This window comes from Sulfitobacter sp. 1A12157, assembly GCF_043557345.1.
Classification (GTDB): Bacteria; Pseudomonadota; Alphaproteobacteria; order Rhodobacterales; family Rhodobacteraceae; genus Sulfitobacter.
This window is the reverse complement of sequence record NZ_JBIFFV010000001.1, coordinates 659,491-684,536: the sequence shown is the minus strand read 5'-3', so window position 1 is coordinate 684,536 and position 25,046 is coordinate 659,491. Positions and strand designations below refer to the sequence as shown.

Annotated in this window: 27 protein-coding genes; 15 read left to right on the top strand and 12 right to left on the bottom strand. The window is 64.4% G+C overall.

Going from position 1 to position 25,046, the window contains the following annotated elements; all coding sequences use genetic code 11:
• Positions 1 to 48 precede the first annotated feature (48 nt).
• A complete protein-coding gene (locus ACGYLC_RS03495; RefSeq protein WP_394421712.1) occupies positions 49 to 1,275 on the top strand; it encodes an FAD-dependent oxidoreductase in 1,227 nt (408 codons plus the stop codon).
• 15 nt (positions 1,276 to 1,290) lie between these two features.
• Here the strand turns inward: ACGYLC_RS03495 and ACGYLC_RS03490 are convergent, their stop codons facing one another.
• The 5 genes from ACGYLC_RS03490 to ACGYLC_RS03470 form a co-directional block, all read right to left on the bottom strand.
• Complete coding sequence (locus tag ACGYLC_RS03490) at positions 1,291 to 1,473, bottom strand: Trm112 family protein (protein ID WP_394398769.1); 183 nt, start codon at positions 1,471 to 1,473, stop codon at positions 1,291 to 1,293.
• Positions 1,470 to 2,114 (bottom strand): LON peptidase substrate-binding domain-containing protein, encoded by a 645-nt coding sequence (locus ACGYLC_RS03485; RefSeq protein WP_394421710.1) that lies wholly within the window; start codon positions 2,112 to 2,114, stop codon positions 1,470 to 1,472. Before ACGYLC_RS03485 ends, ACGYLC_RS03490 begins: the two co-directional genes overlap by 4 nt.
• A 27-nt stretch (positions 2,115 to 2,141) precedes the next feature.
• Positions 2,142 to 3,062: a thioredoxin gene (gene trxA, locus ACGYLC_RS03480; RefSeq protein ID WP_394421709.1), complete on the bottom strand. Its 921-nt coding sequence runs from the start codon at positions 3,060 to 3,062 to the stop codon at positions 2,142 to 2,144.
• Positions 3,063 to 3,116: 54 nt separating this feature from the next.
• Positions 3,117 to 3,905, bottom strand: a complete 789-nt coding sequence (locus ACGYLC_RS03475) for an exodeoxyribonuclease III (protein WP_394421826.1) — start codon at positions 3,903 to 3,905, stop codon at positions 3,117 to 3,119.
• A gap of 298 nt (positions 3,906 to 4,203) precedes the next feature.
• Positions 4,204 to 4,890 carry a response regulator transcription factor gene (locus ACGYLC_RS03470; RefSeq protein ID WP_394398765.1) on the bottom strand — a complete coding sequence of 229 codons (687 nt, stop codon included), beginning with the start codon at positions 4,888 to 4,890 and terminating at the stop codon, positions 4,204 to 4,206.
• 162 nt (positions 4,891 to 5,052) lie between these two features.
• On the opposite strand from ACGYLC_RS03470, the gene ribA reads away from it, so the two are divergent.
• Together ribA and ACGYLC_RS03460 are read left to right on the top strand one after the other, a co-directional pair.
• The gene (gene ribA, locus ACGYLC_RS03465) at positions 5,053 to 6,144 is read left to right on the top strand and encodes a GTP cyclohydrolase II (protein ID WP_394398764.1); all 1,092 of its coding nucleotides are present in this window, start codon (positions 5,053 to 5,055) and stop codon (positions 6,142 to 6,144) included.
• Positions 6,141 to 6,635 carry a L,D-transpeptidase gene (locus ACGYLC_RS03460; RefSeq protein WP_394421708.1) on the top strand — a complete coding sequence of 165 codons (495 nt, stop codon included), beginning with the start codon at positions 6,141 to 6,143 and terminating at the stop codon, positions 6,633 to 6,635. The genes ribA and ACGYLC_RS03460 overlap by 4 nt, the downstream gene beginning before the upstream one ends.
• On the opposite strand, the gene ACGYLC_RS03455 is transcribed toward ACGYLC_RS03460, so the two are convergent.
• Together ACGYLC_RS03455 and ACGYLC_RS03450 are read right to left on the bottom strand one after the other, a co-directional pair.
• Complete coding sequence (locus ACGYLC_RS03455) at positions 6,625 to 7,278, bottom strand: YggS family pyridoxal phosphate-dependent enzyme (RefSeq protein WP_394421707.1); 654 nt, start codon at positions 7,276 to 7,278, stop codon at positions 6,625 to 6,627. The two genes, ACGYLC_RS03460 and ACGYLC_RS03455, sit on opposite strands and share 11 nt — an antisense overlap.
• 102 nt (positions 7,279 to 7,380) lie before the next feature.
• Positions 7,381 to 8,343: a porin gene (locus ACGYLC_RS03450; RefSeq protein WP_271688838.1), complete on the bottom strand. Its 963-nt coding sequence runs from the start codon at positions 8,341 to 8,343 to the stop codon at positions 7,381 to 7,383.
• Between the two features lie 280 nt (positions 8,344 to 8,623).
• On the opposite strand from ACGYLC_RS03450, the gene ACGYLC_RS03445 reads away from it, so the two are divergent.
• The 5 genes from ACGYLC_RS03445 (at position 8,624) to ACGYLC_RS03425 (ending at position 13,842) form a co-directional block, all read left to right on the top strand.
• A complete protein-coding gene (locus ACGYLC_RS03445) occupies positions 8,624 to 9,118 on the top strand; it encodes a DUF3576 domain-containing protein (protein WP_394418136.1) in 495 nt (164 codons plus the stop codon).
• Positions 9,119 to 9,200: 82 nt separating this feature from the next.
• Complete coding sequence (leuS, locus tag ACGYLC_RS03440; RefSeq protein WP_394421706.1) at positions 9,201 to 11,747, top strand: leucine--tRNA ligase; 2,547 nt, start codon at positions 9,201 to 9,203, stop codon at positions 11,745 to 11,747.
• Entirely contained in the window at positions 11,734 to 12,234 is a 501-nt protein-coding gene (lptE, locus tag ACGYLC_RS03435) for an LPS assembly lipoprotein LptE (RefSeq protein ID WP_394421704.1), read from the top strand. Before leuS ends, lptE begins: the two co-directional genes overlap by 14 nt.
• Positions 12,231 to 13,229: a DNA polymerase III subunit delta gene (holA, locus tag ACGYLC_RS03430; protein WP_394398753.1), complete on the top strand. Its 999-nt coding sequence runs from the start codon at positions 12,231 to 12,233 to the stop codon at positions 13,227 to 13,229. The genes lptE and holA overlap by 4 nt, the downstream gene beginning before the upstream one ends.
• A 19-nt stretch (positions 13,230 to 13,248) precedes the next feature.
• Positions 13,249 to 13,842, top strand: coding sequence for a glutathione S-transferase family protein (locus tag ACGYLC_RS03425; RefSeq protein WP_394421702.1), 594 nt, complete (start codon positions 13,249 to 13,251; stop codon positions 13,840 to 13,842).
• On the opposite strand, the gene ACGYLC_RS03420 is transcribed toward ACGYLC_RS03425, so the two are convergent.
• The gene (locus tag ACGYLC_RS03420) at positions 13,839 to 15,017 is read right to left on the bottom strand and encodes a TIGR03862 family flavoprotein (RefSeq protein WP_394421699.1); all 1,179 of its coding nucleotides are present in this window, start codon (positions 15,015 to 15,017) and stop codon (positions 13,839 to 13,841) included. The two genes, ACGYLC_RS03425 and ACGYLC_RS03420, sit on opposite strands and share 4 nt — an antisense overlap.
• A gap of 121 nt (positions 15,018 to 15,138) precedes the next feature.
• On the opposite strand from ACGYLC_RS03420, the gene ACGYLC_RS03415 reads away from it, so the two are divergent.
• Positions 15,139 to 15,444 (top strand): HNH endonuclease, encoded by a 306-nt coding sequence (locus tag ACGYLC_RS03415; protein ID WP_394421697.1) that lies wholly within the window; start codon positions 15,139 to 15,141, stop codon positions 15,442 to 15,444.
• Here the strand turns inward: ACGYLC_RS03415 and ACGYLC_RS03410 are convergent.
• The gene (locus ACGYLC_RS03410; protein WP_394398745.1) at positions 15,441 to 16,055 is read right to left on the bottom strand and encodes an enoyl-CoA hydratase/isomerase family protein; all 615 of its coding nucleotides are present in this window, start codon (positions 16,053 to 16,055) and stop codon (positions 15,441 to 15,443) included. The two genes, ACGYLC_RS03415 and ACGYLC_RS03410, sit on opposite strands and share 4 nt — an antisense overlap.
• Positions 16,052 to 16,801, bottom strand: a complete 750-nt coding sequence (locus ACGYLC_RS03405; RefSeq protein WP_394421695.1) for an SDR family oxidoreductase — start codon at positions 16,799 to 16,801, stop codon at positions 16,052 to 16,054. The genes ACGYLC_RS03410 and ACGYLC_RS03405 overlap by 4 nt, the downstream gene beginning before the upstream one ends.
• Before the next feature lie 143 nt (positions 16,802 to 16,944).
• Between ACGYLC_RS03405 and ACGYLC_RS03400 the strand changes: the two genes are divergently transcribed.
• From ACGYLC_RS03400 to lpxK, 6 genes are all read left to right on the top strand, one after another.
• Positions 16,945 to 18,474 carry a DUF2125 domain-containing protein gene (locus tag ACGYLC_RS03400; RefSeq protein ID WP_394421693.1) on the top strand — a complete coding sequence of 510 codons (1,530 nt, stop codon included), beginning with the start codon at positions 16,945 to 16,947 and terminating at the stop codon, positions 18,472 to 18,474.
• 112 nt (positions 18,475 to 18,586) lie between these two features.
• Complete coding sequence (locus ACGYLC_RS03395; protein WP_394421691.1) at positions 18,587 to 19,933, top strand: TldD/PmbA family protein; 1,347 nt, start codon at positions 18,587 to 18,589, stop codon at positions 19,931 to 19,933.
• A complete protein-coding gene (locus tag ACGYLC_RS03390) occupies positions 19,926 to 20,702 on the top strand; it encodes a 3'(2'),5'-bisphosphate nucleotidase CysQ (protein ID WP_394421824.1) in 777 nt (258 codons plus the stop codon). The genes ACGYLC_RS03395 and ACGYLC_RS03390 overlap by 8 nt, the downstream gene beginning before the upstream one ends.
• A 63-nt stretch (positions 20,703 to 20,765) precedes the next feature.
• Complete coding sequence (locus ACGYLC_RS03385) at positions 20,766 to 21,008, top strand: DUF4170 domain-containing protein (protein ID WP_067262181.1); 243 nt, start codon at positions 20,766 to 20,768, stop codon at positions 21,006 to 21,008.
• Between the two features lie 6 nt (positions 21,009 to 21,014).
• Positions 21,015 to 22,259, top strand: a complete 1,245-nt coding sequence (locus ACGYLC_RS03380) for a 3-deoxy-D-manno-octulosonic acid transferase (protein ID WP_394421690.1) — start codon at positions 21,015 to 21,017, stop codon at positions 22,257 to 22,259.
• Positions 22,246 to 23,232 (top strand): tetraacyldisaccharide 4'-kinase, encoded by a 987-nt coding sequence (lpxK, locus tag ACGYLC_RS03375; protein WP_394421688.1) that lies wholly within the window; start codon positions 22,246 to 22,248, stop codon positions 23,230 to 23,232. The genes ACGYLC_RS03380 and lpxK overlap by 14 nt, the downstream gene beginning before the upstream one ends.
• On the opposite strand, the gene ACGYLC_RS03370 is transcribed toward lpxK, so the two are convergent.
• Positions 23,229 to 24,347 (bottom strand): CaiB/BaiF CoA transferase family protein, encoded by a 1,119-nt coding sequence (locus ACGYLC_RS03370; RefSeq protein WP_394398733.1) that lies wholly within the window; start codon positions 24,345 to 24,347, stop codon positions 23,229 to 23,231. The genes lpxK and ACGYLC_RS03370 overlap by 4 nt on opposite strands.
• Positions 24,347 to 25,033, bottom strand: a complete 687-nt coding sequence (locus ACGYLC_RS03365; RefSeq protein WP_394421687.1) for a DsbA family protein — start codon at positions 25,031 to 25,033, stop codon at positions 24,347 to 24,349. Before ACGYLC_RS03365 ends, ACGYLC_RS03370 begins: the two co-directional genes overlap by 1 nt.
• Positions 25,034 to 25,046 lie beyond the last annotated feature (13 nt).

Below are 25,046 nucleotides of genomic sequence, written 5' to 3'. Positions count from 1 at the left end.
ACCGTTCGGCGCATGGACAATCCCCGCGCGCAGGTCATATCTAGGGCCATGGATTTTGACCACGATATCGCGATCATCGGCGGCGGGCTGAATGGCCCCGCCCTTGCCTTGGCCCTCAGCCGCGCGGGATTGCGCGTGGCGGTGCTTGACGCCCAGCCGGCACAGACCTTTGAGAACGCCGCCTTTGATGGGCGCGCCTATGCGCTGGCGCTAACCTCGGTCAGGTTGATGGAAGGCATCGGCATCTGGCCCGACCTCGCGGACGACGCCCAGCCGATGCTTGAGATCAAGGTCACCGATGGGCGTGCCGGCACCGGCCCCTCGCCCATGTTCATGCATTTCGATCATGCCGAGATCGAAGAAGGCCCGATGGGCCAGATGGTCGAAGACCGCCACCTGCGCCGCGCGCTGCTGAAAGCGGCTGCCGCCGATCCGGCGATTACCATGATGAACGACACCCGCGTTACGGGTCAGACAGTAACGCCGACCGGCATCACCCTGACGCTTGAGCGCGGCAAGAGCCTGCGCGCGCGCTTGGCCGTAGGGGCCGATGGCCGCGGCAGCGGCACGGCGGAGCGCGCGCGCATCAAGCGTGTCGCATGGTCCTATGGTCAAACGGCGCTTGTCTGCGTGGTGGATCACGAAAAGCCGCATCATGGCATCGCGCATCAATTCTTCATGCCCCCCGGCCCGCTGGCGATCCTGCCGCTGACCGGCAACCGCTCCCTGATCGTCTGGAGCGAGGCCAGCGCCAATGCCGCCGCGATCAACGCCCTGCCGGATGCGCAATACCTCGATGTGCTGCGCCCCCGCTTTGGCAGTTTTCTGGGGGAGCTTTCGCTGACCGGCCCGCGCTACAGCTATCCGCTCGGCCTGTCGCTGGCCCATTCCATGACCGCCCCGCGCGTGGCGCTTTTGGGCGACGCGGCCCATGGGGTGCATCCCATCGCCGGTCAGGGGCTGAACGCGGGTCTGCGCGATGTGGCGGCCTTGGCCGAGGTGATCGCCGATGCGGTTCGCCGGGGCGAAGACCCCGGAGGCGCCACGGTATTGGCGCGCTATCAGGAATGGCGGCGGTTCGACAATGCCAGCCTTGCACTGGCGACCGACAGTTTCAACCGGCTGTTTTCGAATGATAATGCGCTCTTGCGGCTGGCCCGCGACATGGGCATGGCCGCGATCAACGCCCTGCCCGGCCTGCGCCGAACCTTTATCCGCGAAGCCGCAGGGCTGACAGGCGAGCTGCCCCGATTGATGCGTGGCAAGCCCCTCTAACGCAGCCGCGCCCCTTTACAGAGGCCGGGCCTCGTCCGGCAGCATGACGGGAATGCCGTTGCGGATCGGATAGGCCAGACCGGCGGCTTTCGACACCAACTCTTGCTTTTCTGCGTCATAGGTCAGCGTCGTCTGGGTGCGCGGGCAGATCAATGCCTCCAGCATCCGGCGGTCGAATTGAACGGTCGCATCCGTCATTGCATCAAGCCCTCTTCCTGACCGCCGCGCATCGCGAATTCGATCAATGTCACCAATGTCTCCCGCCGGGTCTCCAGCGAAGGCGCTTCCAACAGCGCCTGTTTATCCTCGGCCTCGAACTCCAGCATCATCGAAAGGGAGTTGATCAGCAACTCATCCTCGGCATCTTTCAAGGTGTCCCAATCGGCGGAAAGCCCGCGGCTGTCGAAATAGCGCCCCAATAGGTCAAGGAAGCGCGCCCGATCAAAGCTGTCGTCGATCTCATCTTCGCCCAAGTCGCGGTCAAAGCCCGACCAATTCACATCGCAGCGGCGATAGGGGGAAAAGCCTTCGATCTCCTCCACCACGCGAAAGCGCGAGACGCCGCCCAAGGTCACCATATAGCGGCCATCCTCGGTCTCGGAAAACTGAGTGATGCGGCCCGCGCAGCCGATCTGGTGCAGCCCATGACCGTCCCGGCCGGGCAGTTCGTTGGGCTGGACCATGCCGATCAACCGCGTGTCGGTCTTGAGCGCATCTTCGATCATCTGAAGGTAACGCGGCTCAAAGATATGCAGCGGCAGCCGCGAGCGGGGCAGCAGCAGCGCCCCTGCCAACGGAAAGATAGCAATAGTCTTGGGCAGTTCTGCTGGCTTGATCATGACAAGGGACTTAGCGCGACCGAAGCCTCAGGCAAATATCATTGACGACAGTTTGCGACGGCCATTCAGCACCACCGGGTCATTGGGCTTAAGTGCCTCGAAAATAGTGAAAAGCTGCGCCTTGGCGGCGCCCTCGTTCCACTCCCGATCGCGGCGGAAAAGCTCTAGCAGGTGGTCGACGGCAGCCTCGGCATTGTTATGGGCATAGAGCGCTTGGGCCAGATCGAAGCGCGCCTGATGATCGTCGGGATTGGCCTCGACCTGCTCGGTCAACTCGGCCACGGGGCCGGCATCGGCGGCCTGATGCGCCAGTTGCAACTGGGCATGGGCGGCTTCGAGTTCGGGGGCCTTGGAGATTTCGATCGGCGCGCCGTTCAGCAGCGCTTCGGCTTGATCCAATGCGCCCATGGCGATGTGGGACCGGACCATGCCGCCATAGGCAGGCGCGTTCATCGGGTCTTCTTCGAGGATCGCGGCAAAGGTCTGCGCCGCATCCGTGGCGGCCCCTTCGGCAAGCATCTCTTCGGCGGCGGCAACGGCATCGGCCAGCGTGTCACCGGGCGCTTCGCCGCCCCCGGCTTTTACCACCCGGTCGACGAAGGCTTTGATCTCGGACTGCGGCAGCGCGCCTTGGAACCCATCGACCGGCTGGCCTTTGTAGAAGGCATAGACCGTGGGGATTGATTGGATTTGCAACTGACCGGCGATGTTCTGGGCTTGATCGACATTGACCTTCACCATCTTCACCGCGCCTTTGGTCGCGCGCACGGCGTCTTCCAGCATCGGGCCAAGCGTCTTACATGGGCCGCACCACGGCGCCCAGAAATCAACGATCACCGGCACCGTTTGCGAGGCGTCGACCACATCAGCCATGAAGGTCGCCTCGGTCGTGTCCTTGATCAGATCGCCATCCGCAGGGGCGGCGGTGGAAAGGTTCAGGTCGGTCATGCTGTCATCCTCGCTAATCGCGTTTGGCCTTATATGGACGTGCAGGGGCGCGATTCAAAGGTCAAAACTGGCAAAAACCGGTGCGTGGTCGCTGGGTTTCTCCCAACCGCGCGCATCGCGGACAATATGGCTGGAGTGTCCGGCCTGCGCGATATCGGATGTGGCCCAGATATGATCCAGCCTGCGGCCCTTGTCGGCGGCATCCCAATCGGCGGCGCGGTAGGACCACCAGCTATAGAGATTGCCCTCAGGCACATCCTGCCGGGTGATGTCGACCCAATTGCCCGCATCCTGCACCGCGCCAAGCGCTTCAACCTCGACCGGGGTGTGGCTGACAATCTTCAGCAGCTTCTTATGGTCCCAGACGTCATCCTCACGCGGGGCGATGTTAAGGTCGCCCACGAGGATCGACTTTTCGGGCTTGTCGCCATGAAACCAGTCGCGCATTTCCGAGAGGTAATCGAGCTTTTGGCCAAACTTCTCATTAATCTCGCGGTCGGGTTTGTCGCCGCCTGCGGGGACGTAGAAGTTGTGGATCGTGGCGCCGTTCTCCAGCTTGGCCGCGACATGGCGCGCGTGGCCCAGCATGGCGAAATCCTGATCGCCCGCATCCAACAAGGGCAGTTTCGATAGGATCGCCACCCCGTTGTAGCCCTTCTGGCCGCGCGCGACCATATGCGTGTAGCCCGCCGCCTTGAACGCCTCGACGGGGATCTTGTCCACGGGACTTTTGCATTCTTGCAGGCACAGAACATCCGGCCCGTGTTCGGCGAGCAGTTTCAGCACCAAAGGCTCGCGCAGGCGGACGGAGTTGATGTTCCAAGTGGCGAGGGTAAAGGACATGGGGCAGGCTCCGGTCTGGGGGTGGTTCGGCACAGTAACGCGGGCGGCGCGGGGGTGCCATGCGGAAATGGGGGGCTTCCTTACGGTCACGGCCATCGCCTGCGGCTTGTCCCGGGCCGGGGCAGCCAAAGCCGCCACTCCCCCAAAAAAAGACCGGGCGCAAAGGCCCGGCCAGTCCAACAGGGAGGTATGTACCTATACCCGGGTACAAAAGTCGGGCTTCAAACCGAGGTGCGGGTCATGAAAACCCCGCCTCTCAGGTATTCCAACCACGGGGGTCGGAATTGGTTCCCGGTTTTTACGCCATCAGGCGATAGCCACCGGATTCCGTCACCAGCAAACGGGCGTTCGAGGGGTCAGGCTCGATCTTCTGTCGCAGGCGGTAGATATGGGTTTCAAGCGTATGCGTCGTGACGCCCGCGTTATAGCCCCAGACCTCATGCAGCAGGACATCGCGCGGCACAACACCGTCATTCGAGCGGTAGAGGAACTTGAGGATATTGGTCTCTTTCTCGGTCAGACGCACCTTGCGGTCGTCCTCCGTGGTCAGCACCTTCATCGCGGGTTTGAACGTGTAGGGCCCCAACTGGAACACGGCATCTTCGGACTGTTCATGCTGGCGCAGCTGCGCGCGGATGCGAGCCAGAAGGACCGGGAATTTGAACGGCTTGGTGACATAGTCATTCGCCCCGGCATCAAGGCCGAGGATCGTGTCGGCATCGGTGTCATGGCCTGTGAGCATCAGGATCGGGCTTTTCACCCCCTGTTTGCGCATCAGACGGCACAACTCACGGCCATCGGTATCGGGGAGGCCCACGTCGAGGATGATGAGATCGTAAAGCGCTTCTTTCGCCTTGGCCATCGCCTCTGTGCCATTGGCCGCTTCGAAAACGTCGAAATCCTCGGTCATGATCAACTGCTCGCTCAGCGCTTCGCGCAAATCATCGTCGTCATCGACAAGCAGGATTTTCTTAAGCTGGGCCATCTGTCTCTCCGTCTGTTGTCTTATACATGCGCCTTGGGCGGTGCCCGAACAAGGGATGTGACTGCTGTCTCACAGCCTCGTGTCAACAAAGCGTGAAATGTTTCAATTCCTTGCGATATAACCTAGATAGACGGGGAAGCCTTTGCGGAGTTGCAACAAACCATGAGTTTCGCCCCGGACATCACCGAACAACTGGCGCGTGCGCGGGCCGATCTGCGCATGGGCGTGCCCGTGGTTCTGGCGGATGGGGCGCAGGCCGCCCTTGTGCTGGCGGCCGAGACGCTGACGGCGCAGCGCCTTGCGGATGTGCTGGCCTTGGGCGGTGCGCCGGTGCTGGCGATCACCGCGCGGCGGGCCGAGACGCTCAAGGCGCGGGCCTATGATGGCAATCTTGCCCGGGTGCTGCTGCCTGAGGGAGCGACCCCGGCATGGGTTCAAAGCATCGCCGACCCGGCGGACGACCTGCGCGCCCCGATGAAAGGGCCGCTTCAGACTGCGCGGGGCGGTGATACGGCCGCGCATTGCGCTGCGCTCGATCTGGTGAAAGCCGCGCGGATGCTGCCCGCCGCGCTGGTGCTCGACCTGCCGCAGGGGGCCGATTTCGCGCGGACGCATGGGCTGACCTTGATTAACCTCAGCGCCGCCGCACCGATCCTCGCCGAGCGCAGCGCGCTGCATCCGGTGGTGAACGCCCGCTTGCCGATGGAGGTCTCCGAGGCCGGGCGTCTGCATATCTTCCGCCCCGAAGATGGCGGCGAGGAGCATTACGCCATCGAAATTGGCCGCCCTGCCCGCGACGCACCGGTGCTTTGCCGCCTGCATTCGGCCTGTTTCACCGGCGATCTGATGGGCAGCCTGAAATGCGACTGCGGCCCGCAGCTGCGCGCCGCGCTGGCGCAGATGGGCGGCGAAGGGCATGGCGTGCTTTTGTACCTCAACCAAGAGGGGCGCGGCATCGGGCTTGCCAATAAGATGCGCGCCTATTCCTTGCAGGATCAGGGCTTCGACACGGTCGAGGCCAATCATCGGCTGGGGTTCGAGGATGACGAGCGCGATTTCCGCCTCGGGGCCGATATCCTACGCTCGATGGGCTTCTCAGCCGTGCGCCTGCTGACCAACAACCCCCGCAAGGTGGGCATGATGGAGCAAAGCGGCATCGCCGTGACCGAGCGCGTCCCGCTGGCCGTGGGCGAGAACCGCCACAACAGCGCCTATCTGGCCACCAAAGCCGCGAAATCGGGGCATCTGCTATGACCCCGAACGACATGGTGTTGACGCCGACGGGGCTGCGGTTTCAGGGGCGGCGCTATGCCTGTAGCATCGGCAAGGGCGGGCTGACCGATGACAAACGCGAAGGCGATGGCGCCACGCCGCGCGGGGTGCATCGTCTGGTGGGGATGCTCTACCGGCCTGACCGCATCCCGGCGCCAAGCGCTTGGGCCCAGCTGATCGGTCCGGGCGATCTGTGGTCCGACGCCAGTGGCCAAGCCGATTACAACCACCGCGTCCGCGCCCCCTACCCCCATAGCCATGAGGCCCTGCGCCGCGCCGATCCACTTTACGATCTTGTAATCCTGACCGACTGGAACTGGCCTGATGCCACGGCAGGCCGCGGCTCTGCGATCTTTATTCACCAATGGCGGCGGCCCGGCTATCCGACCGAAGGGTGCATCGCCTTTGCGCGGAGCGACCTTCACAGGATCGCCGCGCATGTGGGTCCGGCAACGCGGTTGATTATCCGCTAACCCGCTCGCCAAAGATGGCGGAGCCCACACGCACATGGGTGGCGCCCAGTGCGATGGCCTGCTCGAAGTCGCCGCTCATGCCCATCGACAGACCGGTCAGATCGTTGCGCGCAGCGATCTTGGCCAGCAGCGCGAAATGCAGCGACGGCGCCTCGTCCACCGGCGGGATGCACATCAGCCCCTTGATCGGCAGGTCGAGCGCGCGACACTCGGCAATGAACGCATCCGCGTCGCGGGGCATCACCCCGGCCTTCTGCTCTTCCTCGCCTGTGTTTACTTGGATGAAGAGGTCGGGACAGCGGCCAATCTCCTGCGCCAGCCGCGCGATGGCTTTGGCCAGTTTGGGGCGGTCGACCGTGTGGATCGCCTCGGCCAGTTCCATCGCCTGCCGGACCTTGTTGCTTTGCAAGGGGCCGATGATGTGCAGGTCGATGCCGTCAAAATCCTCGCGAAAACCGGGCCATTTGCCCGCCGCCTCTTGCACGCGGTTCTCGCCGAAAGAGCGGTGCCCCTCTTCCAAGACCGCACGCACACGCGCGTCGGGCTGAACCTTGCTGACGGCGATCAGCTTGACCGATCCTGCCGCGCGGCTAGCTTCGGCCTCGGCTTTCGAGATGCGGTTTTGGATGTCGCTCAGACTCATTTTCGGCCCTCCATGTCAGGCGCGCAGAAAACAACAGCCTTGAGTAAAAGAAAAGGGGCAGACCGAAAGGCCTGCCCCAATATTCAGAGTATGTCGTTCAACTTAGAAGTTGAAGCGAACACCCATGTCGGCAACGGTGTCGCCGTCGAACTGCTTAACCACACCGCCGCGCAGCGAGGTGCCGCCGCCCAAGTCGTGGTTGAAGTCGATGCCGTAGCCGGTGTCGTCTTCTGTGCCGCCGTCGTTGTCAGCAACATAGACTTCGATGTCTGTTGCAGCGCCTACGTCGAAGCGGCCAGCCAGAACAACGCGGTCACCACCGGTGCCGTTATCAGCATAGGCGAGAGTTACGTCTGCGATGCCGAAGGAACCGCCAGCTGTCGCTGTCCACTCGGTGTCGCTTGCCGCGTCGGAGTCTTGGCCACCAACTGCGAAGGTCCAGCCGCTCCATGTGTAAGCAACGTAACCAGCAACGCGGTCGTTGATGTCGGAAGCCGACACGTGCACTGCCAGATCACCAGCGGAGTAAAGGACTTCAACGCCGTTGGAGCCAGCTGCACCGTTACCGCCAGAGGAATACTGGTCGCCACGGTCATCAAACGCAGTGTAGTCATAGCCCAGACCGGTCAGACCCATGTCGACGGGGTACTGACCCGGCATGGATTCCAGAGCGCCGAAGATGTTACCAACGCCAACTTCGAAGCCACCGGTGCGAGCGAAGAAACGCACACCGTTGATGCCTGTACCGGCAGGACCACCGCTTGTGGTCACGTCGTCAGCTGTACCGTAAACACCATCAGGGCCTTTGGCGACGTTCACGTTGTCGTCAGAGTTGTTCTGCTGGATGCGCATACGCGCACCGAAGACAACGCCAGCGTCGGACTCAGCTGTCGCGTCGATCTGCAGGCGCAGACGCGAAGTAACGTCTGTGTCGCTGTCGCCACCAGTGGAGTCGTTGTCGTTGTACATGATACCGAAACGGCCGTAGCCGCCGAATGTCACGTCTGCTGCTGCTACACCGGCGGTCGCAACCAGGGCTGTTGTAGCGAAGAGAACTTTTTTCATGAGTTTTCCCTCGGTTTGAATTCATATGCCCAGACCGGGGAATCCGGTAAGGGTATGCAGGCTGTTTGCCCCCAATCCCCTGCACTTGGCAAGGTTCACGCGCCCCCCACCCGCAATGTCGCCGGGGTTGGTGCAGCTATGCCACAGTTCCTCCACCCCAGGGCTACCCGTCTGCCCATGGCGGCGCCCGATGCCGCGCAGTGCGCTCCTATGACATAGACCTTGCCGATAAGGGCCTGCTTGGATAGACCGGAGCGCAAACAGGCAAAGGAAAGCTGCAATGGCCCTTCGTACCGCTTGCAAATTGGCAATCACCGTTCTGGCGCTCAGCGCGCTCACCGCCTGTGGCGGGCGCTTTGGCAGCCCGGCCAGAGAGCTTCCGGATCAATACACCAATCCGAACAACCCCAATAACATCGAGACCAATCCCGACAATACGATCTGGTCGATCTTCAACCGCAAGAACACCGACACCAGCGTTTCGGTGAACAAATACCTTTGGTCGGCCTCGCTCGAAGTGCTGAACTTCCTGCCCGTGCAATCGGTCGACCCTTTCACCGGGGTGATCGTCACGGGCTATGGCACCCCGCCGGGCGGGGGCCGCGCCTATCGCGCGACCGTGCTCATCGACGATCCGGCGCTGGACGCGCGTTCGCTCAATGTGGCGCTGCAATCCTCGGGCGGCCAGCCCGTGGCACGGGCCACCACCCGCGCGGTCGAGGATGCGATCCTCAGCCGAGCGCGGGAGATGCGCGTGTCCGACAGCAAATTCTGAGCCCGCTTAACTCAACACCGTTCCAACGCCGGGCCTTGTGAAAACAGCAGCCCGGCGTTTTTCATGTCACGAAGGTCCCCTCATGCCCCGCTATACCCCCGCCGAGATCGAAGCCCGCTGGCAGCAAGCCTGGGAAAAGGACGGCATTTTTCAGGCCGTTCGCAACGCTGATAAGCCGAAATACTATGTGCTCGAGATGTTCCCCTACCCTTCCGGGCGCATCCACATGGGCCATGTGCGCAACTACACGATGGGCGACGTGATCGCGCGCTACAAGATCGCGACAGGCCATAACGTGCTGCACCCGATGGGCTGGGACGCCTTCGGCATGCCCGCCGAGAATGCCGCCATGGCGATCGGCGGCCATCCGGCGGACTGGACCTATGACAACATCGCCGAGATGAAAAAGCAGATGAAGCCTTTGGGCCTCAGCATCGACTGGAGCCGCGAGATCGCCACCTGCCATCCCGGCTACTACGGCCAGCAGCAGGCGCTGTTCCTCGATTTCCTTGAAAAGGGCCTCGTCTACCGCAAGAACGCGGTGGTGAACTGGGACCCGGTCGACATGACCGTGCTCGCCAACGAGCAGGTCGAGAACGGTTGCGGCTGGCGTTCCGGTGCACCGGTGGAGCGGCGCGAGCTCACGCAGTGGTTCTTCAAGATCTCCGACCACTCCGAGGAGTTGCTCTCGGCGCTCGACAGCCTCGACAACTGGCCCGCCAAGGTGAAACTGATGCAGGCCAACTGGATCGGCAAGTCGCGCGGGCTGCAGTTCGCCTTCTCCACCGTGGACGCCCCCGAGGGGTTCGACCGGATCGAGGTCTATACCACTCGCCCCGACACGCTGCTGGGCGCCTCCTTCGTCGGCATCTCGCCCGACCATCCACTGGCCAAGACGCTGGAGCGTGACGACGAAGCCGTCGCGGCCTTCTGTGCCGAATGCCGTAAAGGCGGCACTACCGAAGAGGCCATCGAAACCGCCGAGAAGCTCGGGATGGACACCGGCATCCGCGTGCGGCACCCCTTCGACACCGCGCATGAACTGCCCGTCTATATCGCGAACTTCATCCTCATGGACTACGGCACCGGTGCGATCTTCGGCTGCCCGGGCCACGATCCGCGCGATTTCGAGTTCGCCACGAAATACGACCTGCCGATCATCTCGACCTTCCTGCCGTCCGAAGACGCCGCGCCCGAGCTCGACGCGGCCTTTGTCCCGCCGAAGACCGAAAAAGTATTCTACAATCGCGGCTTCGCGGGCGATCAATGGCAGACCGGCGAAGAGGGCGTCGACGCCGCCATCGCCTTTTGCGAGGAGAACGGCATCGGTCACGGTGTCACTAAGTTCCGCCTGCGCGACTGGGGGCTTTCGCGCCAGCGCTATTGGGGCTGCCCGATCCCGGTCGTGCATTGCGACGCCTGTGGTGTCGTGCCGGAAAAGAAAGAAAACCTGCCAATCGAGCTTCCTTACGACGTCAGCTTCGACACGCCGGGCAACCCGCTTGACCGGCACCCGACATGGCGCAACTGCGCCTGCCCCGCCTGCGGCAAGGACGCGCGGCGCGAGACCGACACGATGGACACTTTCGTCGACAGCTCGTGGTATTTCGCCCGTTTCACCGCGCCGCGGGCCGAGACGCCGACCGTCATGGAAGACGCGCAATATTGGATGAACGTCGATCAATATATCGGCGGCATCGAACATGCGATTTTGCACCTGCTCTACTCGCGCTTCTTTGCTCGTGCGATGCAGATCACCGGCCACCTGCCCGAAAGCGCGGTGGAGCCGTTTGACGCGCTCTTCACCCAAGGCATGGTGACCCATGAGATCTACCAGACCCGCGACGATAATGGCCGCCCGGTCTATCACCTGCCCGAAGAGGTGACCGACGGCAAACTCGCCGACGGCACCGAGGTTGAGATCATCCCCTCCGCCAAGATGTCGAAGTCCAAGAAAAACGTCGTCGACCCGCTGCACATCATCTCGAACTACGGCGCCGATACTGCGCGTTGGTTCGTGCTGAGCGATTCGCCCCCCGAGCGGGACGTGGAATGGACCGCCTCCGGGGCGGAAGCAGCCTATAAACACCTCTCGCGCGTGTGGAACATCTGCGACCGCGTGGGCGAAATGGACCGCGAGGCAGCGGGCACGGGCGACGACGAGTTGCTGCGCGCCATGCATAAGACGATCCATGACGTGACCATGGGCATCGAATCTTTCGGCTTCAACGCCGCGATCGCCAAGCTCTATGCCTTTACCGCCACCTTGCAGAAATCCAAGGCTGGCTACGCCGCGCAGCGCGAAGCGATCATGACGCTGGCGCAGCTCATGTCGCCGATGACCCCGCACCTGTCGGAAGACATCTGGGCACATCAGGGCGGCGAAGGGCTGATCGCCAAGGCTCCATGGCCCAAAGCGGACGAGAAGATGCTGGTCGACGATACTGTCACCCTGCCGATCCAGATCAACGGCAAACGCCGAGCGGAAATCCAAGTCCCCGCCGATATGCCGAAGGAAGAGGTTGAAAAAACCGCGCTGGCGCATGAAGCTGTCATTCGAACGCTGGACGGGGCCACGCCGAAAAAGGTCATCGTCGTGCCCGGACGGATTGTGAATGTCGTTGCCTAGGACCACCCATATGCGCCGCCGCTTCCTGCTGGCCCTGCCCCTGCTGGCGCTTGCCGCCTGCGGGTTCGAGCCGGTCTATGGCCCCGGCGGCGCAGGCACGGCGTTGCAAAACCGTGTGTTGGTGGATGCCCCCGAAGACCGCTTTGGCTATTTTCTGGTGCGCGAGGTGGAAACCCGCCTTGGCCGCGCCGCCACCCCCCGTTGGGGGCTCGCGCTGACCACCACCACGGTCGAAGACGGGCTGGCGATCGACAGCGAAGGCAATACCCGGCGCTACCACCTCGTGGGCACCACCGCCTATGCGCTGCGTGACCTCGACAGCGGGCAGATCGTGACCTCGGGCAAGGTCGAAAGCTTCACCGGCTATTCCGCCACCGGCACCACCGTGGCCACACGCGCGGCGGAACTGGACGCGCAGGAGCGGTTGATGACCAGTCTCGCGGACCTCGTGATCAGCCGCCTTTACGCGGCTGACCTGCCCCAATGAAACTGACCCCGCGCGAGGCGAAACCCTATTTCGCCCGGCCCGATCCCGCGCGCACGGGGCTGTTGATCTATGGCAGCGACGCGATGCGCGTGGCGCTGAAACGGCAGGAATTCCTGAAAAACCTGCTCGGCCCCAATGCCGAAGAAGAGATGCGCCTCAGCCGGATGCCCGCAGGCGAATTGCGCCGCGATCCGGCGATGCTGCTCGATGCGATCAAGGCGGTCGGTTTCTTCCCCGGCCCGCGTGCCGCGCTGGTGGAAGAGGCGAATGACAATATCGCGAAAATCCTGCTCGACGCGCTGAAGGAATGGCAGCCGGGCGATGCGCAGATCGTCGTCACCGGGGGCGATCTCAAGAAGACCTCCAAAGTGCTGAAGGCGTTTGAGACCCACCCCAACGCCTTTGCCACCGCGATCTATGACAACCCGCCCGACCGCGCCGAGATCGAGCAGATGCTGAAGGACGCAAAGCTCACGCCCGAGGCCGACGCCATGGCCGCCCTGACCGATCTGGCCCGCACCCTCGACCCCGGCGATTTCCGGCAGACGCTGGAGAAGATCACGCTCTATAAACTGGGCGACAGCAGCAACATCGGGCTGGACGACATCGCCGCCTGCGCCCCCACCTCGACCGAGGCCGAGGTCGACGACATCCTGCATGTCGTGGCCGAGACCCGCGCCGCCGAGATCGGCCCGGTGATGAGCAAGCTGCAAGGCCAAGGTGTGAACCCGGTGACCCTGACCATCATGGCCACCCGGCATTTCCGCACCCTCTACCGCATCGCCGCCAACCCTGGCGCGCCGATCTACGGCGTGCGCGACCGCGACCGTGCGATGCGCCAAGCCCGCAACTGGGGCGCGGTGAAGTTGGAAACCGCGCTGGCGGTGCTGACCGAGACGGACCTCAAGCTGCGCTCTGCGGGCCAGCATGCCCCGGCATTGGCGCTGGTCGAGCGGGCCTTTATCCGTCTGGCGATGCTGGGCGCACAACGTTGATTTTGGGAGAGGAAATTCAATGTACACAGTCATCGGCGGCACCAAGTCCCGCGCTTTTCGCGTCATGTGGATGCTCGAAGAATTGGGCCAGCCCTATGCTTTGAACCCCGCAGCACCCCGCTCGGACGAGGCGCGCAAATACAACCCTTCGGGAAAGGTCCCCGCGCTTGTGGATGGCGATGAGGTGCTGACCGATTCCATCGCCATCATGACCTATCTCGCTGACAAACACGGGGCGCTCACCGCCCCCGCCGGTACGCCCGCCCGTGCGCGGCAGGACGCGATGACCTTTTGGCTGATCGACGAATTCGACGCGGTGCTTTGGGCCGCGGCGAAACACAGTTTCGTCTTTCCCGAAGAGGCCCGCGTGCCCGCCATTAAGGACAGCCTGAAGGCCGAGTTCGAGCGCGCCGCCAGCACCCTGTCCGACCGGCTTGAGGGGCCGTTCCTGATGGGGGATGAGATCACCCTGCCCGACCTTCTGGCGGTGCACTGCATCAACTGGTCGATCGGCGCGAAGTTTCCGCGGGTGGATGACAAGCTGAACCTCTGGGCGAAATCCCTACGCGAACGCCCCGCTTTCATGGCCGCGATGACCAAGGAAGACGGTTAACGCCGCGCCCAGTCCGCAGCATGGCGGCCCGCCCACTGGCCGGTCGCCAGACAGCCGTTGATCAGATAGCCGCCCGTGGGCGCTTCCCAATCCAGCATTTCCCCGGCGGCAAAGACGCCCGGCACCGCGCGCAGCATCAGCCCTGCGTCCAGCGCGTCGAGCTCTATCCCCCCCGCCGTCGAAATCGCCTCATCCATCGGGCGCAGCCCGGCGTGGGCGATGGGCAAGCTCTTCAACAAGGCGGCCAGCGCCTCGGCCTCCTGCGGCAGCGGGCGGGCCATCTCTTGCAGCAGCGCGATCTGGGCGGGGCTCAGCTTCAGCCGTTTGCGCAGATGGTTGGCCTGACTGTCCTTGCCGCGCGGCTTTGCCAAACGCGCTGCCACCTCCTGGGTCTGCAAGTCCGGCAAGAGATCGAGCGTCAGCGCCTGCCCGTCGCGCAGCCCGCGCGAGACACTGTAGATGCCGCCCCCCTCCAGCCCACGGGCCGAGATCACCGCCTCCCCGCGCGAGCGGTGGGGGCCAGCCTGCCATGCCACCCCTTTGAGCGCTGCGCCGAAATGGCGCGTCATATGCGGGGACCAATCGACCAACAGCCCGACATTGGCCGGGGCGAAATCCCGAAGGGCCACGCCGCGCGTCGCCAGCAGGGACGCCCATTCGCCCGTCGCGCCAAGCCGCCGCCAACTCGCCCCGCCAAGGGCCAGCACCGTGACATCGGCCTCGACCACTTCTTGCCCGCCGGGGGTATCGAAGGTGAATGCCTCCCCCTCCCATCCCCGCCACTGCCAGCGGGTGTTGATCGTCACCCCGCAGTCCGCCAGCCGCGCAAGCCATGCCCGCAACAGCGGAGAGGCTTTCATCGCCCGGGGAAAAACCCGCCCGGTGGAGCCGGTAAAGACCTCTTGCCCCAGCCCTTCGGCCCAGTCCTGCACCGCTTGGGCATCAAAGGCTTCCAGCATCGGACGCAAGGCAGGCTGCGCTTCTTCATAGGCGGCGAGGAAGGGGGCGAAGGGCTCGGACCTGGTCAGGTTCAGCCCGGATTTGCCCGCCATCAAGAATTTGCGCCCGACCGAGGGTTTCGCCTCGCAGAGCGTGACCGACAGCCCCGCCTGCGCCATGACCTCTGCCGCCATCAGCCCCGCCGGGCCACCCCCAATGACCAAGGCGCGGGTCACGCGGCGCGCTCTTGGGTCTGCTTGTCTGACGGGGAAGCCATGGGCCTGTCCTTGCCTTGGGGAGGATTTGACACATCCTCTTGCCTGCCGTGGCCCTGCAATGCAAGCGAAAGGGGGGACCGTGACCCAAGGCAAAACCGTGCCACATTGCCCGCTCTGCCACCGGCCCATCCCTGAGGACGTGCCGCAGAGCCTGCATCACCTGATCCCCAAACTGCGCGGCGGCAAAGGCGGGCCGACGGTGCTGATGCATCACATCTGCCACCGAGAGGTGCACGCCGCCCTGACCGAGACCGAGTTGGCGCGGCACTATAACACGCCCGAAGCGCTGCGCAGTCATCCGAGGCTTGCCAAATTCGCCGCATGGGTGGCGAAACGCCCGCCGGGGTTCCGCTCCAAAGTGCCGGGCGGTACGCGCAAACGTTAGGCGGGGCCGCACATCCGTTTGATTTCCTGCGCGATGTCCGGACTGGCTGCCACTGTGTCGGCGGCCAGCGCCTGCGCGTGATCCTGCATCTCCTCCGCCGCGACGATGCGGTCGATCAGACCAAAACGCAGCGCCTCCTCCGCCGTGATCTTCTGCCCGCCCATCAGCAAAAGCTTGGTCCGCGCAGGGCCGATCAGCGCCGCCATCCGCGCCGGGTCAGAGGGCTGCGGCAGGAAGCCCAGCTTCATCACCGGATAGAAGAACTTAGCCCCCGGCACCGCAATGCGGAGATCGCAGGCCAGCGCCATGCCCATCGCACCGCCTGCCAGCGTGCCGTTGAGCGCGGCGATGCTCAGCCCCGGCAGGGCGGCCACCGCGCCCGACAGACGCTCCCAAACATCCGATTTCGCAAGCCCCGCGCGGGCTTCGTCCAGATCGGCCCCGGCGCTGAACACCTTGCCGCGCCCGGTCAGGATCACCGCGCGGGCGGCCTGCGCCTCTTCCATGATCTCGGCCAATTCGACCAGCATGGCGTGGGTCAGGGAATTGGCCTTGTCGGGGCGGTTGATCGTGACGGTCCAGATGTCGCCCACGCGGCCAAACTCGATCATATCAGGCCCACCGCCTTGCGGATGCCTTCGTCCCGCAGGGAAATCTCATCGCCCAAGAAACGATCCGCCTCCGGGCCGCACATCCACAGCAGCGCCCGGGCGGGCCAATCGGCGGGGATATGCACGTCCCAATCCAACTGGCTGACCGGGTTCACGCCGCTGTCCTTGATGTCGCGCTGCATGTCGGTGGCCACGGTGCCGGGAGACAGGCCGATGGCGCGGATGCCGTTGCCGCCCTCTTCGTGGTGCAAACACTGGGTCAGCATATTCGCCGCCGCCTTCGAGGCGCAGTAGTGGCTCCATGCCTCGACCGGGTTATGCGCCGCGCCCGAAGAGATGGTCAGCACCGTGCCGCCGCCTTTTTCCTTCATCAACGGCAGCGCCGCGCGCATCCCGTGAAAGACCCCCGTGACGTTGATGTTGATCGCCTTGGCCCAATCTGCGGGATCAGCCTCTCCCATGAACGAGATCGGGTCGATCACGCCTGCATTGTTGATCAGCACGTCGAGCCCGCCAAAGGCCCGGCGCGTGGTCTCGACCGCCGAGGTCATCTCGTTATAGCGGGTCACGTCGCAGGGGATGGCGATGGCCTGTTTGCCCAGTTCTCCGGCCAATTCGGCGATGGCATCCTGACTGCGCGCCAACAGGGCAACCTTGCCGCCCGCCTCTGCGAACACCCGCGCGGCGGCGGCGCCGATGCCCCGGCTGGCGCCGGTAATCATGATCGTCTTGCCTGTCATATCCATGGGAGGATCCTTCCGCTTGTTTTGTACATTGCTTGAGGGCTGTGGTAATCTGCCGATCAACCCGGGTCCAGCCTCGCATCGCTTGACCCTGCGCGGGGATTGGCAGACCCTATGCGTAACTCTTTGCCGAAAAGGATTTTCCGATGTCTCGCATTTCCACCGCGTCGCTGTTCCTCGCCCTGCCGGTCACGCTGGCCTCGACGCCCCTCTGGGCCGATCTGACCCCTTCCGAGGTCTGGGGCGATTGGCGCCAGTATATGGAGAGCATGGGCTATGAGGTCGCGGCAAACGAGGCCTTCGACGGCGATGACCTGACCGTCAGCGACGTGACCCTGAAGATGGACATGGCCGAAGAGGGCGGTGATTTCTCCATGTCGCTCGGCACGCTGAGCTTCGAGCCCGAAGGCGACGGGGCGGTCAATATCCGTATGCCCAGCGTCATGCCGATGACGATCAACGTCGCGCCCGAGACGGCAGAGGATGAACCGGTGTCGATGGTGCTGAACTACGCCCAGACCGCGCCGGTCATGCGCGCCAGCGGCAGTGCCGAGGCGTTGCAATATGATTATGCCGCCGACAGCATTTCGCTCACGCTGGCCGGGCTGAAGGTGGGTGAGCAAAGCTATACCGAGGAAGAGGCCAAGTTCACCCTGATCGGCACCGGCGTTAGCAGCCGGACCGAGATGACCGGGACCGAGACGCGCCGCTATGACCAATCGGGCCGCATCGACAGCCTGCAATATGACGTGGTGATGAAAACCCCCGAAGACCCGGCCCGCGTAGCCGTGTCGGGCGGGGTCGATCAGGTGGTTTTTAACGGCAGCGGCACCTTGCCGATGATCGACGCAGGCGCCGACGTGGCCGCGATGATGCGCGAAGGTCTGGCTTTCGATGGCAGCTTTACCGCAGGCGCGGGCCGCACCGACATGCAGGTTTCCGACCCCGAAAATGGGGAGTTTCAACTGATCTCAAGCTCGACCGGGGCAAAGCTCGGCGTGGCCATGGGGCCGGCGGGGCTTTCCTATGACGGCGGCCAGCAGGACATCGAAGTCAGCGTGACCGCCGCCGACATGCCCTTCCCGATCCAGTTCAGCATGGCAAAGAGCGCCTTTAACCTCAAAATGCCGGTGATAAAGTCCGAAGAGCCGCAGGATTTCGCCTTTGGCGTCACGCTCGACCGTTTTGAAATGTCGGACATGATCTGGGGCATCTTCGACCCCACCGGCCAATTGCCCCGCGACCCGGCGACCTTGGTCGTGGACCTCTCGGGCAAGGCCAAACTGCTGTTCGAACTGATGGACCCCGAAGTCACCGCCACCATGGGCGATGAGGCACCGGGCGAGATTCACGCGCTGAACGTGAACGAAGTGTCGCTGGACGTGGCGGGGGCCGAGTTCGATGCCTCGGGCGCGATCACCTTTGACAATGACGACATGCAAACCGTGCCTGGCATGCCGAAACCCGTGGGCGCGCTGGACCTGTCGCTGATCGGCGGCGTGGCCCTGCTCGACAAACTGGTGGCGATGGGCCTCGTGCCGCAGGAACAGGCGATGGGCGCGCGGATGATGATGGGCCTCTTCACCGTGCCGGGCGAGGGCGAAGACTCCCTGACCTCCAGAATCGAGTTCACCGAAGAGGGCGGCATCCTCGCCAACGGTCAGCAGATCAAATAACCGGCAGCGCAGCCCTGCGCCGCGCCCGCCCCGTCTGGGAAAATAGAGCCCAGCCCTTGCCCCTCTCGGGGCGGGGGATTACCCCTTTTTCAACCCCAACAGGAGCCAGACCATGCCAGACGCCCTTGATGCATTGACCAAGTCCCTCCTTCACGCGGCCACCAAGGCCGGGGCGGATGCGGCCGATGCCATGGCGATCACGGCAAGCTCGGCCTCGATCGAAGTGCGCGGCGGGGCGCTGGAACAGGCCGAACGCTCGGAAGGGACGGACATCGGGCTGCGGGTCTTCGTCGGCCGACGATCGGCCAATGTCTCGGCCTCCGACACGTCATCGCGCACGATCGAAGAGATGGCCGAACGCGCCGTCGCCATGGCCCGAGAAGCGCCCGAAGACCCCTATGCCGGGCTGGCCGATCCCGATCAACTCTCTGCCCGCCGCGATGCGGAAGGGCTAGAGCTTTGCGACCCCGCGCCCGAACCCTCCCCCGAAGCATTGCAAGAGGATGCCGCCCGCGCCGAGGCCGCCGCGCTGGCCGTCAAAGGGGTGAGCCAAGTGCAATCGGCGGGCGCGGGCTATGGCGCGCAAGAGATTTACCTCGCCGCGACAAACGGGTTCGAGGGCGGCTATGCACGCAGCGAACGCGGGCTGTCCTGTGTCGCCATCGCGGGCAGCGGCACCGGGATGGAGCGGGATTATGACGGCGACAGCCGCATCTTTCAGGCCGATCTGCGCGACGCGCGAGAGATCGGCACCCGCGCGGGCGAACGCGCGCTGGCGCGGCTCGATGCCCGCAAGCCCCCCACCGGCAGCTACCCGGTGCTGTTCGACGAACGTATCGCCGCCTCGCTGATCGGGCATCTGTTGGGGGCGATCAACGGTCAGGCGATTGCGCGCGGCGCCTCTTTCCTGCGCGATGCCAAGGGCGAACAGGTGCTGCCCGAAGCCCTGTCCCTGATCGAAGACCCGACCCGCATCCGCGCCACCGGCTCGCGCCCCTTCGACGCCGAAGGCCTGCCGACCCAGCGGCGGGCCATCGTCGACAAGGGCATTCTGCAAGATTGGACACTCGACCTCGCCACCGCCCGCAAACTGGAACTCACCCCCACCGGCAACGCCGCGCGCGGCCCCGGCTCTGGCCCGCAGCCGTCGAACTGGAACATCGCGCTGACCCAAGGGGAAGCCAGCCGCGACGATCTGATTGCCGAGATGGGCACCGGGCTTTTGGTGACCTCGATGATCGGCAGCACGATCAACCCCAACACGGGCGACTATTCGCGCGGGGCTTCGGGCCTCTGGGTCGAGAACGGCGAGATCACCCATGCGATCAACGAATGCACCATCGCGGGCAACCTGCGCGACATGCTGCGGGCGATGATCCCCGCCAATGACGCGCGCATGCATCTCAGCCGCGTCGTGCCCTCTCTGCTGGTGCCGGGAATGACCCTTGCCGGTGCCTGAGGACGATCTCACCCTCCTGATCGACGCCGCCCGCAGGGCGGGTGCCGTGGCGCGCGGCTTTGTCGGGGCCACGGCGAAACGCTGGGACAAGCCCGATAACGCAGGCCCGGTGACCGAGGCCGATCTGGCGGTGAATGACCTGCTGTTGGCGGCGTTGCGCGGCGCGCGGCCCGACTATGGCTGGCTGTCCGAGGAGACCGAGGACAATACCGACCGGCTGGGGCATGAGCGGGTCTTCATCATCGACCCGATCGACGGCACCCGCAGCTTTGTCGAGGGGTCCGACACTTGGGCCCATTCGCTGGCGGTGGCCGAGGGCGGCGCGGTAACGGCGGCAGTGGTCTATCTGCCGATGCGCGACATGCTCTATGCCGCGCGCCGGGGCGGTGGCGCCACATTGAACGGCGCGCCGATCCGCACCTCCGAAGTGGGCAAACTGGCCGAGGCGACAGTGCTTGCCGCGCGGCCCGCGCTGGTGGCCGAACGCTGGCACGGCGGCGCGGCACCGGTGTTCAAACGCAGCTACCGCCCCTCGCTGGCCTACCGTATGGCGCTGGTGGCCGATGCCTCTTTCGACGCGATGATCACCCTGCGCCGCACATGGGAATGGGACATTGCCGCCGGCACGTTGATCGTGGCCGAAGCGGGCGGCAGTTGCACCACCGCCAGGGGCGCGCCGCTCAGGTTCAACAACCCGGATCCGCGTGTCGATGGCATCGTGGCGGGTGGCCCCTCGGTGCAGCGCGCGCTGATCGACGCCCTTGCGTGACCGGCCCCATCTGCTAGGCACTATGCGCAGCACCGCAGCTTTGACAGATCAAAGGACAGCTCCATGACCCAACGCCTGCACCTTGTTTTCGGTGGCGAACTTGTCGATCCGACCAAGAACGCGTTCAAGAATGTCGACGACATCCATATCGTCGGGATCTTCCCCAATTACGCCAGCGCCTATGACGCATGGAAATCCGAAGCGCATCGCACCGTCGATAACGCGCATATGCGCTATTACATCGCCCACCTGCACCGCCTGCGCGACGAAGAGACATCGGCCTCGCCCACCGAAGAGCTGGAATAAACCACCATGGCGGCGCGGTCGCTGGGGCTTGCAGCCTATCGCGCCCTCGTGCGCCGGGGCGGGCCCCAAGACGCGCCGCCCTATGCCCCCCGTCCCGAGGGGGAGCTGGTCTGGATGCATGCCGCCGAAGCGGGCAACGTGCTGGCCGTGCTCGACCTCGCCAAACGGTTCATGGCGATGCGCGACCGGGTCGCGGTGCTGGTCACCCTCTCGGAAAGCGCGGCGGCCCAAGAGCTGCCCACGCCAGAGACGCGCGATCTGTTCATCTTCCCCGCCCCCAGCGAACACCCCGACAATGTGGCGCGGTTCCTTGACCACTGGCGGCCCGATTTCTGCCTGTGGACATGGGGCGGGCTGAGGCCCAACCTCGTGTTGGAGACCGCAGAGCGCGGTTGCCCCATGATGATGATCGACGCCGACAGCGCCGGTTTCGATGGCCGCCGGGATCGCTGGCTGCCCGATGTGACGCGGCAGTTGCTGGGGGCTTTCGAACAGGTGCTGACCCGCTCTCCCGCCGTGCTGCGCCGTCTGGTGCAACTTGGCCTGCCGCGCAGCAAGGGGCAGGTGACATCGCCGCTGCTGGGCGGCGGTCAGGCGCTGCGCTGCGCGGATTCGGATTTGGCGGATATGTCGGCCTGCCTTGTCGGGCGTCCGGTTTGGTACGCCACCCAAGTGCTGGCCGAAGAGATACCCGTCGTGCTGACCGCCCATCGCCAAGCGCTGCGCCTGTCGCATCGGTTGCTGCTCATCCTGCACACCCATGATTACCCGACCGCCGATATCGCCTATGAGCGCGCCCGCGCGAGGGGTTTCACCACGGTGCGATGGGGCGATGACCCCTACCCCGACGAGACCACGCAGGTCATGGTGGCGGACGATCCGGGCGACCGGGGACTGTTCTTTCGGGTGGCGCCGGTGTCTTTCCTCGGGTCTTCGCTGGTCTCGGGCCACGGCGGCTGCGATCCCTTTGAGGCGGCAGCGCTCGGCTCGGCGGTGCTTTACGGCCCCAAGGTGCGCAACTTCCTACCCTCCTACGGGCGGCTCGCCACGGCAGGCGCGGCGCGGATCGTGAATGACGCGGGCGCGCTCGGCAATGCGGTGTCGCGGTTGATCGCGCCGGACCAGGCCGCCACGATGGCCCATGCGGGCTGGGACGTGATCAGCGAAGGGGCCGAACTGGCCGATAGGGTGATTGAGATGGTGCAAGACCGGCTCGACGAAGAAATGGGAGCATCCGATGCGCGCGCCTGATTTCTGGCATCTGCCCCGCCCCGATTGGCGCGCACGGCTGTTGCAACCGCTGGGCGCGTTCTATGCCACGGCCACCGCGCGGCGGCTGGCGGGCGGCACGCCGCTGCGGTTGGGGGTGCCGGTGATCTGCGTCGGCAACATCAACGCAGGCGGTACCGGCAAGACGCCCACGGTGATGGCTGTGCTGCAATATCTGCTGGAGCGCGGCCATCGCCCGCATGTCGTCTCTCGCGGCTATGGCGGCACGCTGGAGGGGCCGGTGCGGGTCGATCCCGTGCAGCACAGCGCCGAGGAGGTCGGGGACGAGCCGCTGCTGCTCGCCGCCTTCGCCGATGTCTGGGTCGCCCGGGAGCGCGCGGCGGGCGCGCGGGCCGCCGAAGCGGCGGGGGCCACGGTGGTGGTACTGGATGACGGTTTTCAGAACCCCGCGCTGGTGCAAGATTTGAGCATCGTCGTGGTGGATGCGGTCAAAGGGTTCGGCAACGGCCTCTGCCTGCCTGCCGGCCCCTTGCGTGAGCCTGTCGCGGCAGGGCTGGCGCGGGCCGATCTCTTGCTCTCTATCGGGGATGAGGCGGCGCAGGCGCGCTTTGCGAAACGGCTGCCGAAGACGGACCTGCCGCACGCCCGCGCCGAACTCGCGCCACTGCAAACCGGAATGGACTGGTCGGATTCCCAAGTCCTCGCCTTTGCGGGCATCGGCCATCCTGAAAAGTTCTTCGCCACGCTGCGCGGGCTGGGGGCGACGATCCTCCACGCCGAGGCGTTGGAGGATCACCAGCCGCTCACCTCGCGGCTGATGCTGCGGCTAGAGGCGGAGGCCGCGATGCGCGGCGCCCAGCTTGTTACAACCGAGAAAGACGCGGTGCGCCTGCCGATGGAGTTCCGCGCCAAGGTGCTGACCCTGCCGGTGCGCCTGTCCCTGCCCGAAGGCAACGCGCTGCATGCAGCGCTGGACAGGCTGACACCGCCTTAGGCCTTGTTGTCTTCGCCCAGTTTCGGCGCGGGCCGGTGCAACGAAAGCTCGGCCCCCGAAAAGGTGAAGGGCGAGCGCAGCCCCGGCACCCCGTCGAGTTCGATCTGCATGCCCCGCGCCACGACCTGCGGATCGGCCATGACATCGGCCATGTCGTTGATCGGACCGGCAGGCACGCCATGCGCTTCGCAAGCGGCCAAAAGGTCGTCACGGCTGCGCAGACGGGTGGCCCCGGTCAGACGGCGGATCATCTCGGGCCGGTTGGCGACCCGATCGGCGTTCTTGAGGTACTCAGGCGCGGTGGCCATATCCTCCAGCCCCAGCAACTGACACAGGCGCTGATACTGCCCGTCGTTGCCGGTGGCGATGATGAGATGGCCGTCGGAACACTCAAACACCTCATAGGGCGTCAGGTTGGGATGCGCGTTGCCCATCCGCGTCGGCGCCTTGCCGGTGGTGAGATAGTTCATCGCCTGATTGCCGGTGATCGCCACGGCGCAGTCAAGCAGGGCCATGTCGATATGCTGGCCCACGCCGGTTTGGTGACGCTGATGAACGGCGGCCAGGATCGCGGTGCTGGCATAGACCCCGGTAAAGATATCGGTGATCGCCATGCCGGATTTCTGCGGCTGGCCGTCCGGCTCCCCGGTGATCGACATCAGTCCGGACATGCCTTGGATGATGAAATCATAACCCGCGCGATGGGCATAGGGGCCGGTGTGCCCGAACCCCGTGATCGAACAATAGATCAGTTTCGGGAACTGGGCAGAGAGGCTGGCATAGTCCAACCCGTATTTCGCCAATCCCCCGGTCTTGAAATTCTCGATCAGAATATCCGCATCGGCCAAGAGCTCTTTGACCTGCGCCTGACCTTCCTCAGTGCGGAAATCCACGGTGACCGAGGCTTTGCCCCGGTTGGTCGAGTGGAAATAGGAGGCGGTGACATCCTCGTCCCGGGTGACGAAGGGCGGCCCCCATTGGCGGGTATCATCCCCCGCCGGGCTTTCCACTTTGATCACCTCGCATCCGAGGTCCGACAATGTCTGACCGGCCCAAGGGCCAGCCAGAACACGCGCCAATTCGACGACTTTCAATCCTGCAAGCGGGGCGGTCATTAGCCGGCCAGCGCTTCGTCGAGGATTTCCTTCATGTCGGCATAGGACATGTTCGAATGTTTCTTGCCGTCGATGACAAAGCTCGGCGTGCTCGAGATGTCATCCTCTTTGGCGTTTGCGGTGTACCATGCCACCAGCGCCTCGGCCTTTTCACCGTCTTTCAGGCATTCATCCAGCATCTCGTTGTCGAGCCCGGCCAGACGGCCAATCTTGCGCAGCTCATCGACGATGGCGGCAGGTTCGCCCGCGCGGGTCCATTCGCTTTGCGATTTGTAGATCAGGTCGGCGATGCCAAAGAACTTCTCTTGACCGCCGCAGCGCGCCACCATGGAAGCCCAGAGACCGTAGCGGTCGAAATAGACTTCGCGGTAGATGAACTTGACCTTGCCGCTGTCGATGTAATCGGCCTTCAGCTTTTTGAAGGTGTCGTTGTGGAAGGTTGCGCAATGCGGGCAGGTGAAAGAGGCGTATTCGACCATCGTCACCGGCGCGTTCTCATCGCCCAGGACCATCTCTGTGATGCCGGAAGTGTCGACTTCGCCCTCGGTCGTTTGCGCGTTCGCGGCGCCGACGAAGGGGGTCAGCGCAGTGCTGCCTAGGGGGGCCGAGCCAAAGCTGCTCGCGGCAAACCAGCCGCCGACACCGAGGGTGGCAAGACCGCCAAGGATTACGTTTCTGCGATTCATAGGATGTTCCTTC

What these genes read in the sequence shown, in the direction of transcription:
- ACGYLC_RS03495 (WP_394421712.1), top strand. Translation starts at nt 49, where the DNA reads ATGGATTTTGACCACGATATCGCGATCATCGGCGGCGGGCTGAATGGC.
- ACGYLC_RS03490 (WP_394398769.1), bottom strand. Translation starts at nt 1,473, where the DNA reads ATGACGGATGCGACCGTTCAATTCGACCGCCGGATGCTGGAGGCATTG.
- ACGYLC_RS03485 (WP_394421710.1), bottom strand. Translation starts at nt 2,114, where the DNA reads ATGATCAAGCCAGCAGAACTGCCCAAGACTATTGCTATCTTTCCGTTG.
- trxA (WP_394421709.1), bottom strand. Translation starts at nt 3,062, where the DNA reads ATGACCGACCTGAACCTTTCCACCGCCGCCCCTGCGGATGGCGATCTG.
- ACGYLC_RS03475 (WP_394421826.1), bottom strand. Translation starts at nt 3,905, where the DNA reads ATGTCCTTTACCCTCGCCACTTGGAACATCAACTCCGTCCGCCTGCGC.
- ACGYLC_RS03470 (WP_394398765.1), bottom strand. Translation starts at nt 4,890, where the DNA reads ATGGCCCAGCTTAAGAAAATCCTGCTTGTCGATGACGACGATGATTTG.
- ribA (WP_394398764.1), top strand. Translation starts at nt 5,053, where the DNA reads ATGAGTTTCGCCCCGGACATCACCGAACAACTGGCGCGTGCGCGGGCC.
- ACGYLC_RS03460 (WP_394421708.1), top strand. Translation starts at nt 6,141, where the DNA reads ATGACCCCGAACGACATGGTGTTGACGCCGACGGGGCTGCGGTTTCAG.
- ACGYLC_RS03455 (WP_394421707.1), bottom strand. Translation starts at nt 7,278, where the DNA reads ATGAGTCTGAGCGACATCCAAAACCGCATCTCGAAAGCCGAGGCCGAA.
- ACGYLC_RS03450 (WP_271688838.1), bottom strand. Translation starts at nt 8,343, where the DNA reads ATGAAAAAAGTTCTCTTCGCTACAACAGCCCTGGTTGCGACCGCCGGT.
- ACGYLC_RS03445 (WP_394418136.1), top strand. Translation starts at nt 8,624, where the DNA reads ATGGCCCTTCGTACCGCTTGCAAATTGGCAATCACCGTTCTGGCGCTC.
- leuS (WP_394421706.1), top strand. Translation starts at nt 9,201, where the DNA reads ATGCCCCGCTATACCCCCGCCGAGATCGAAGCCCGCTGGCAGCAAGCC.
- lptE (WP_394421704.1), top strand. Translation starts at nt 11,734, where the DNA reads ATGTCGTTGCCTAGGACCACCCATATGCGCCGCCGCTTCCTGCTGGCC.
- holA (WP_394398753.1), top strand. Translation starts at nt 12,231, where the DNA reads ATGAAACTGACCCCGCGCGAGGCGAAACCCTATTTCGCCCGGCCCGAT.
- ACGYLC_RS03425 (WP_394421702.1), top strand. Translation starts at nt 13,249, where the DNA reads ATGTACACAGTCATCGGCGGCACCAAGTCCCGCGCTTTTCGCGTCATG.
- ACGYLC_RS03410 (WP_394398745.1), bottom strand. Translation starts at nt 16,055, where the DNA reads ATGATCGAGTTTGGCCGCGTGGGCGACATCTGGACCGTCACGATCAAC.
- ACGYLC_RS03405 (WP_394421695.1), bottom strand. Translation starts at nt 16,801, where the DNA reads ATGGATATGACAGGCAAGACGATCATGATTACCGGCGCCAGCCGGGGC.
- ACGYLC_RS03400 (WP_394421693.1), top strand. Translation starts at nt 16,945, where the DNA reads ATGTCTCGCATTTCCACCGCGTCGCTGTTCCTCGCCCTGCCGGTCACG.
- ACGYLC_RS03395 (WP_394421691.1), top strand. Translation starts at nt 18,587, where the DNA reads ATGCCAGACGCCCTTGATGCATTGACCAAGTCCCTCCTTCACGCGGCC.
- ACGYLC_RS03385 (WP_067262181.1), top strand. Translation starts at nt 20,766, where the DNA reads ATGACCCAACGCCTGCACCTTGTTTTCGGTGGCGAACTTGTCGATCCG.
- ACGYLC_RS03380 (WP_394421690.1), top strand. Translation starts at nt 21,015, where the DNA reads ATGGCGGCGCGGTCGCTGGGGCTTGCAGCCTATCGCGCCCTCGTGCGC.
- lpxK (WP_394421688.1), top strand. Translation starts at nt 22,246, where the DNA reads ATGCGCGCGCCTGATTTCTGGCATCTGCCCCGCCCCGATTGGCGCGCA.
- ACGYLC_RS03370 (WP_394398733.1), bottom strand. Translation starts at nt 24,347, where the DNA reads ATGACCGCCCCGCTTGCAGGATTGAAAGTCGTCGAATTGGCGCGTGTT.
- ACGYLC_RS03365 (WP_394421687.1), bottom strand. Translation starts at nt 25,033, where the DNA reads ATGAATCGCAGAAACGTAATCCTTGGCGGTCTTGCCACCCTCGGTGTC.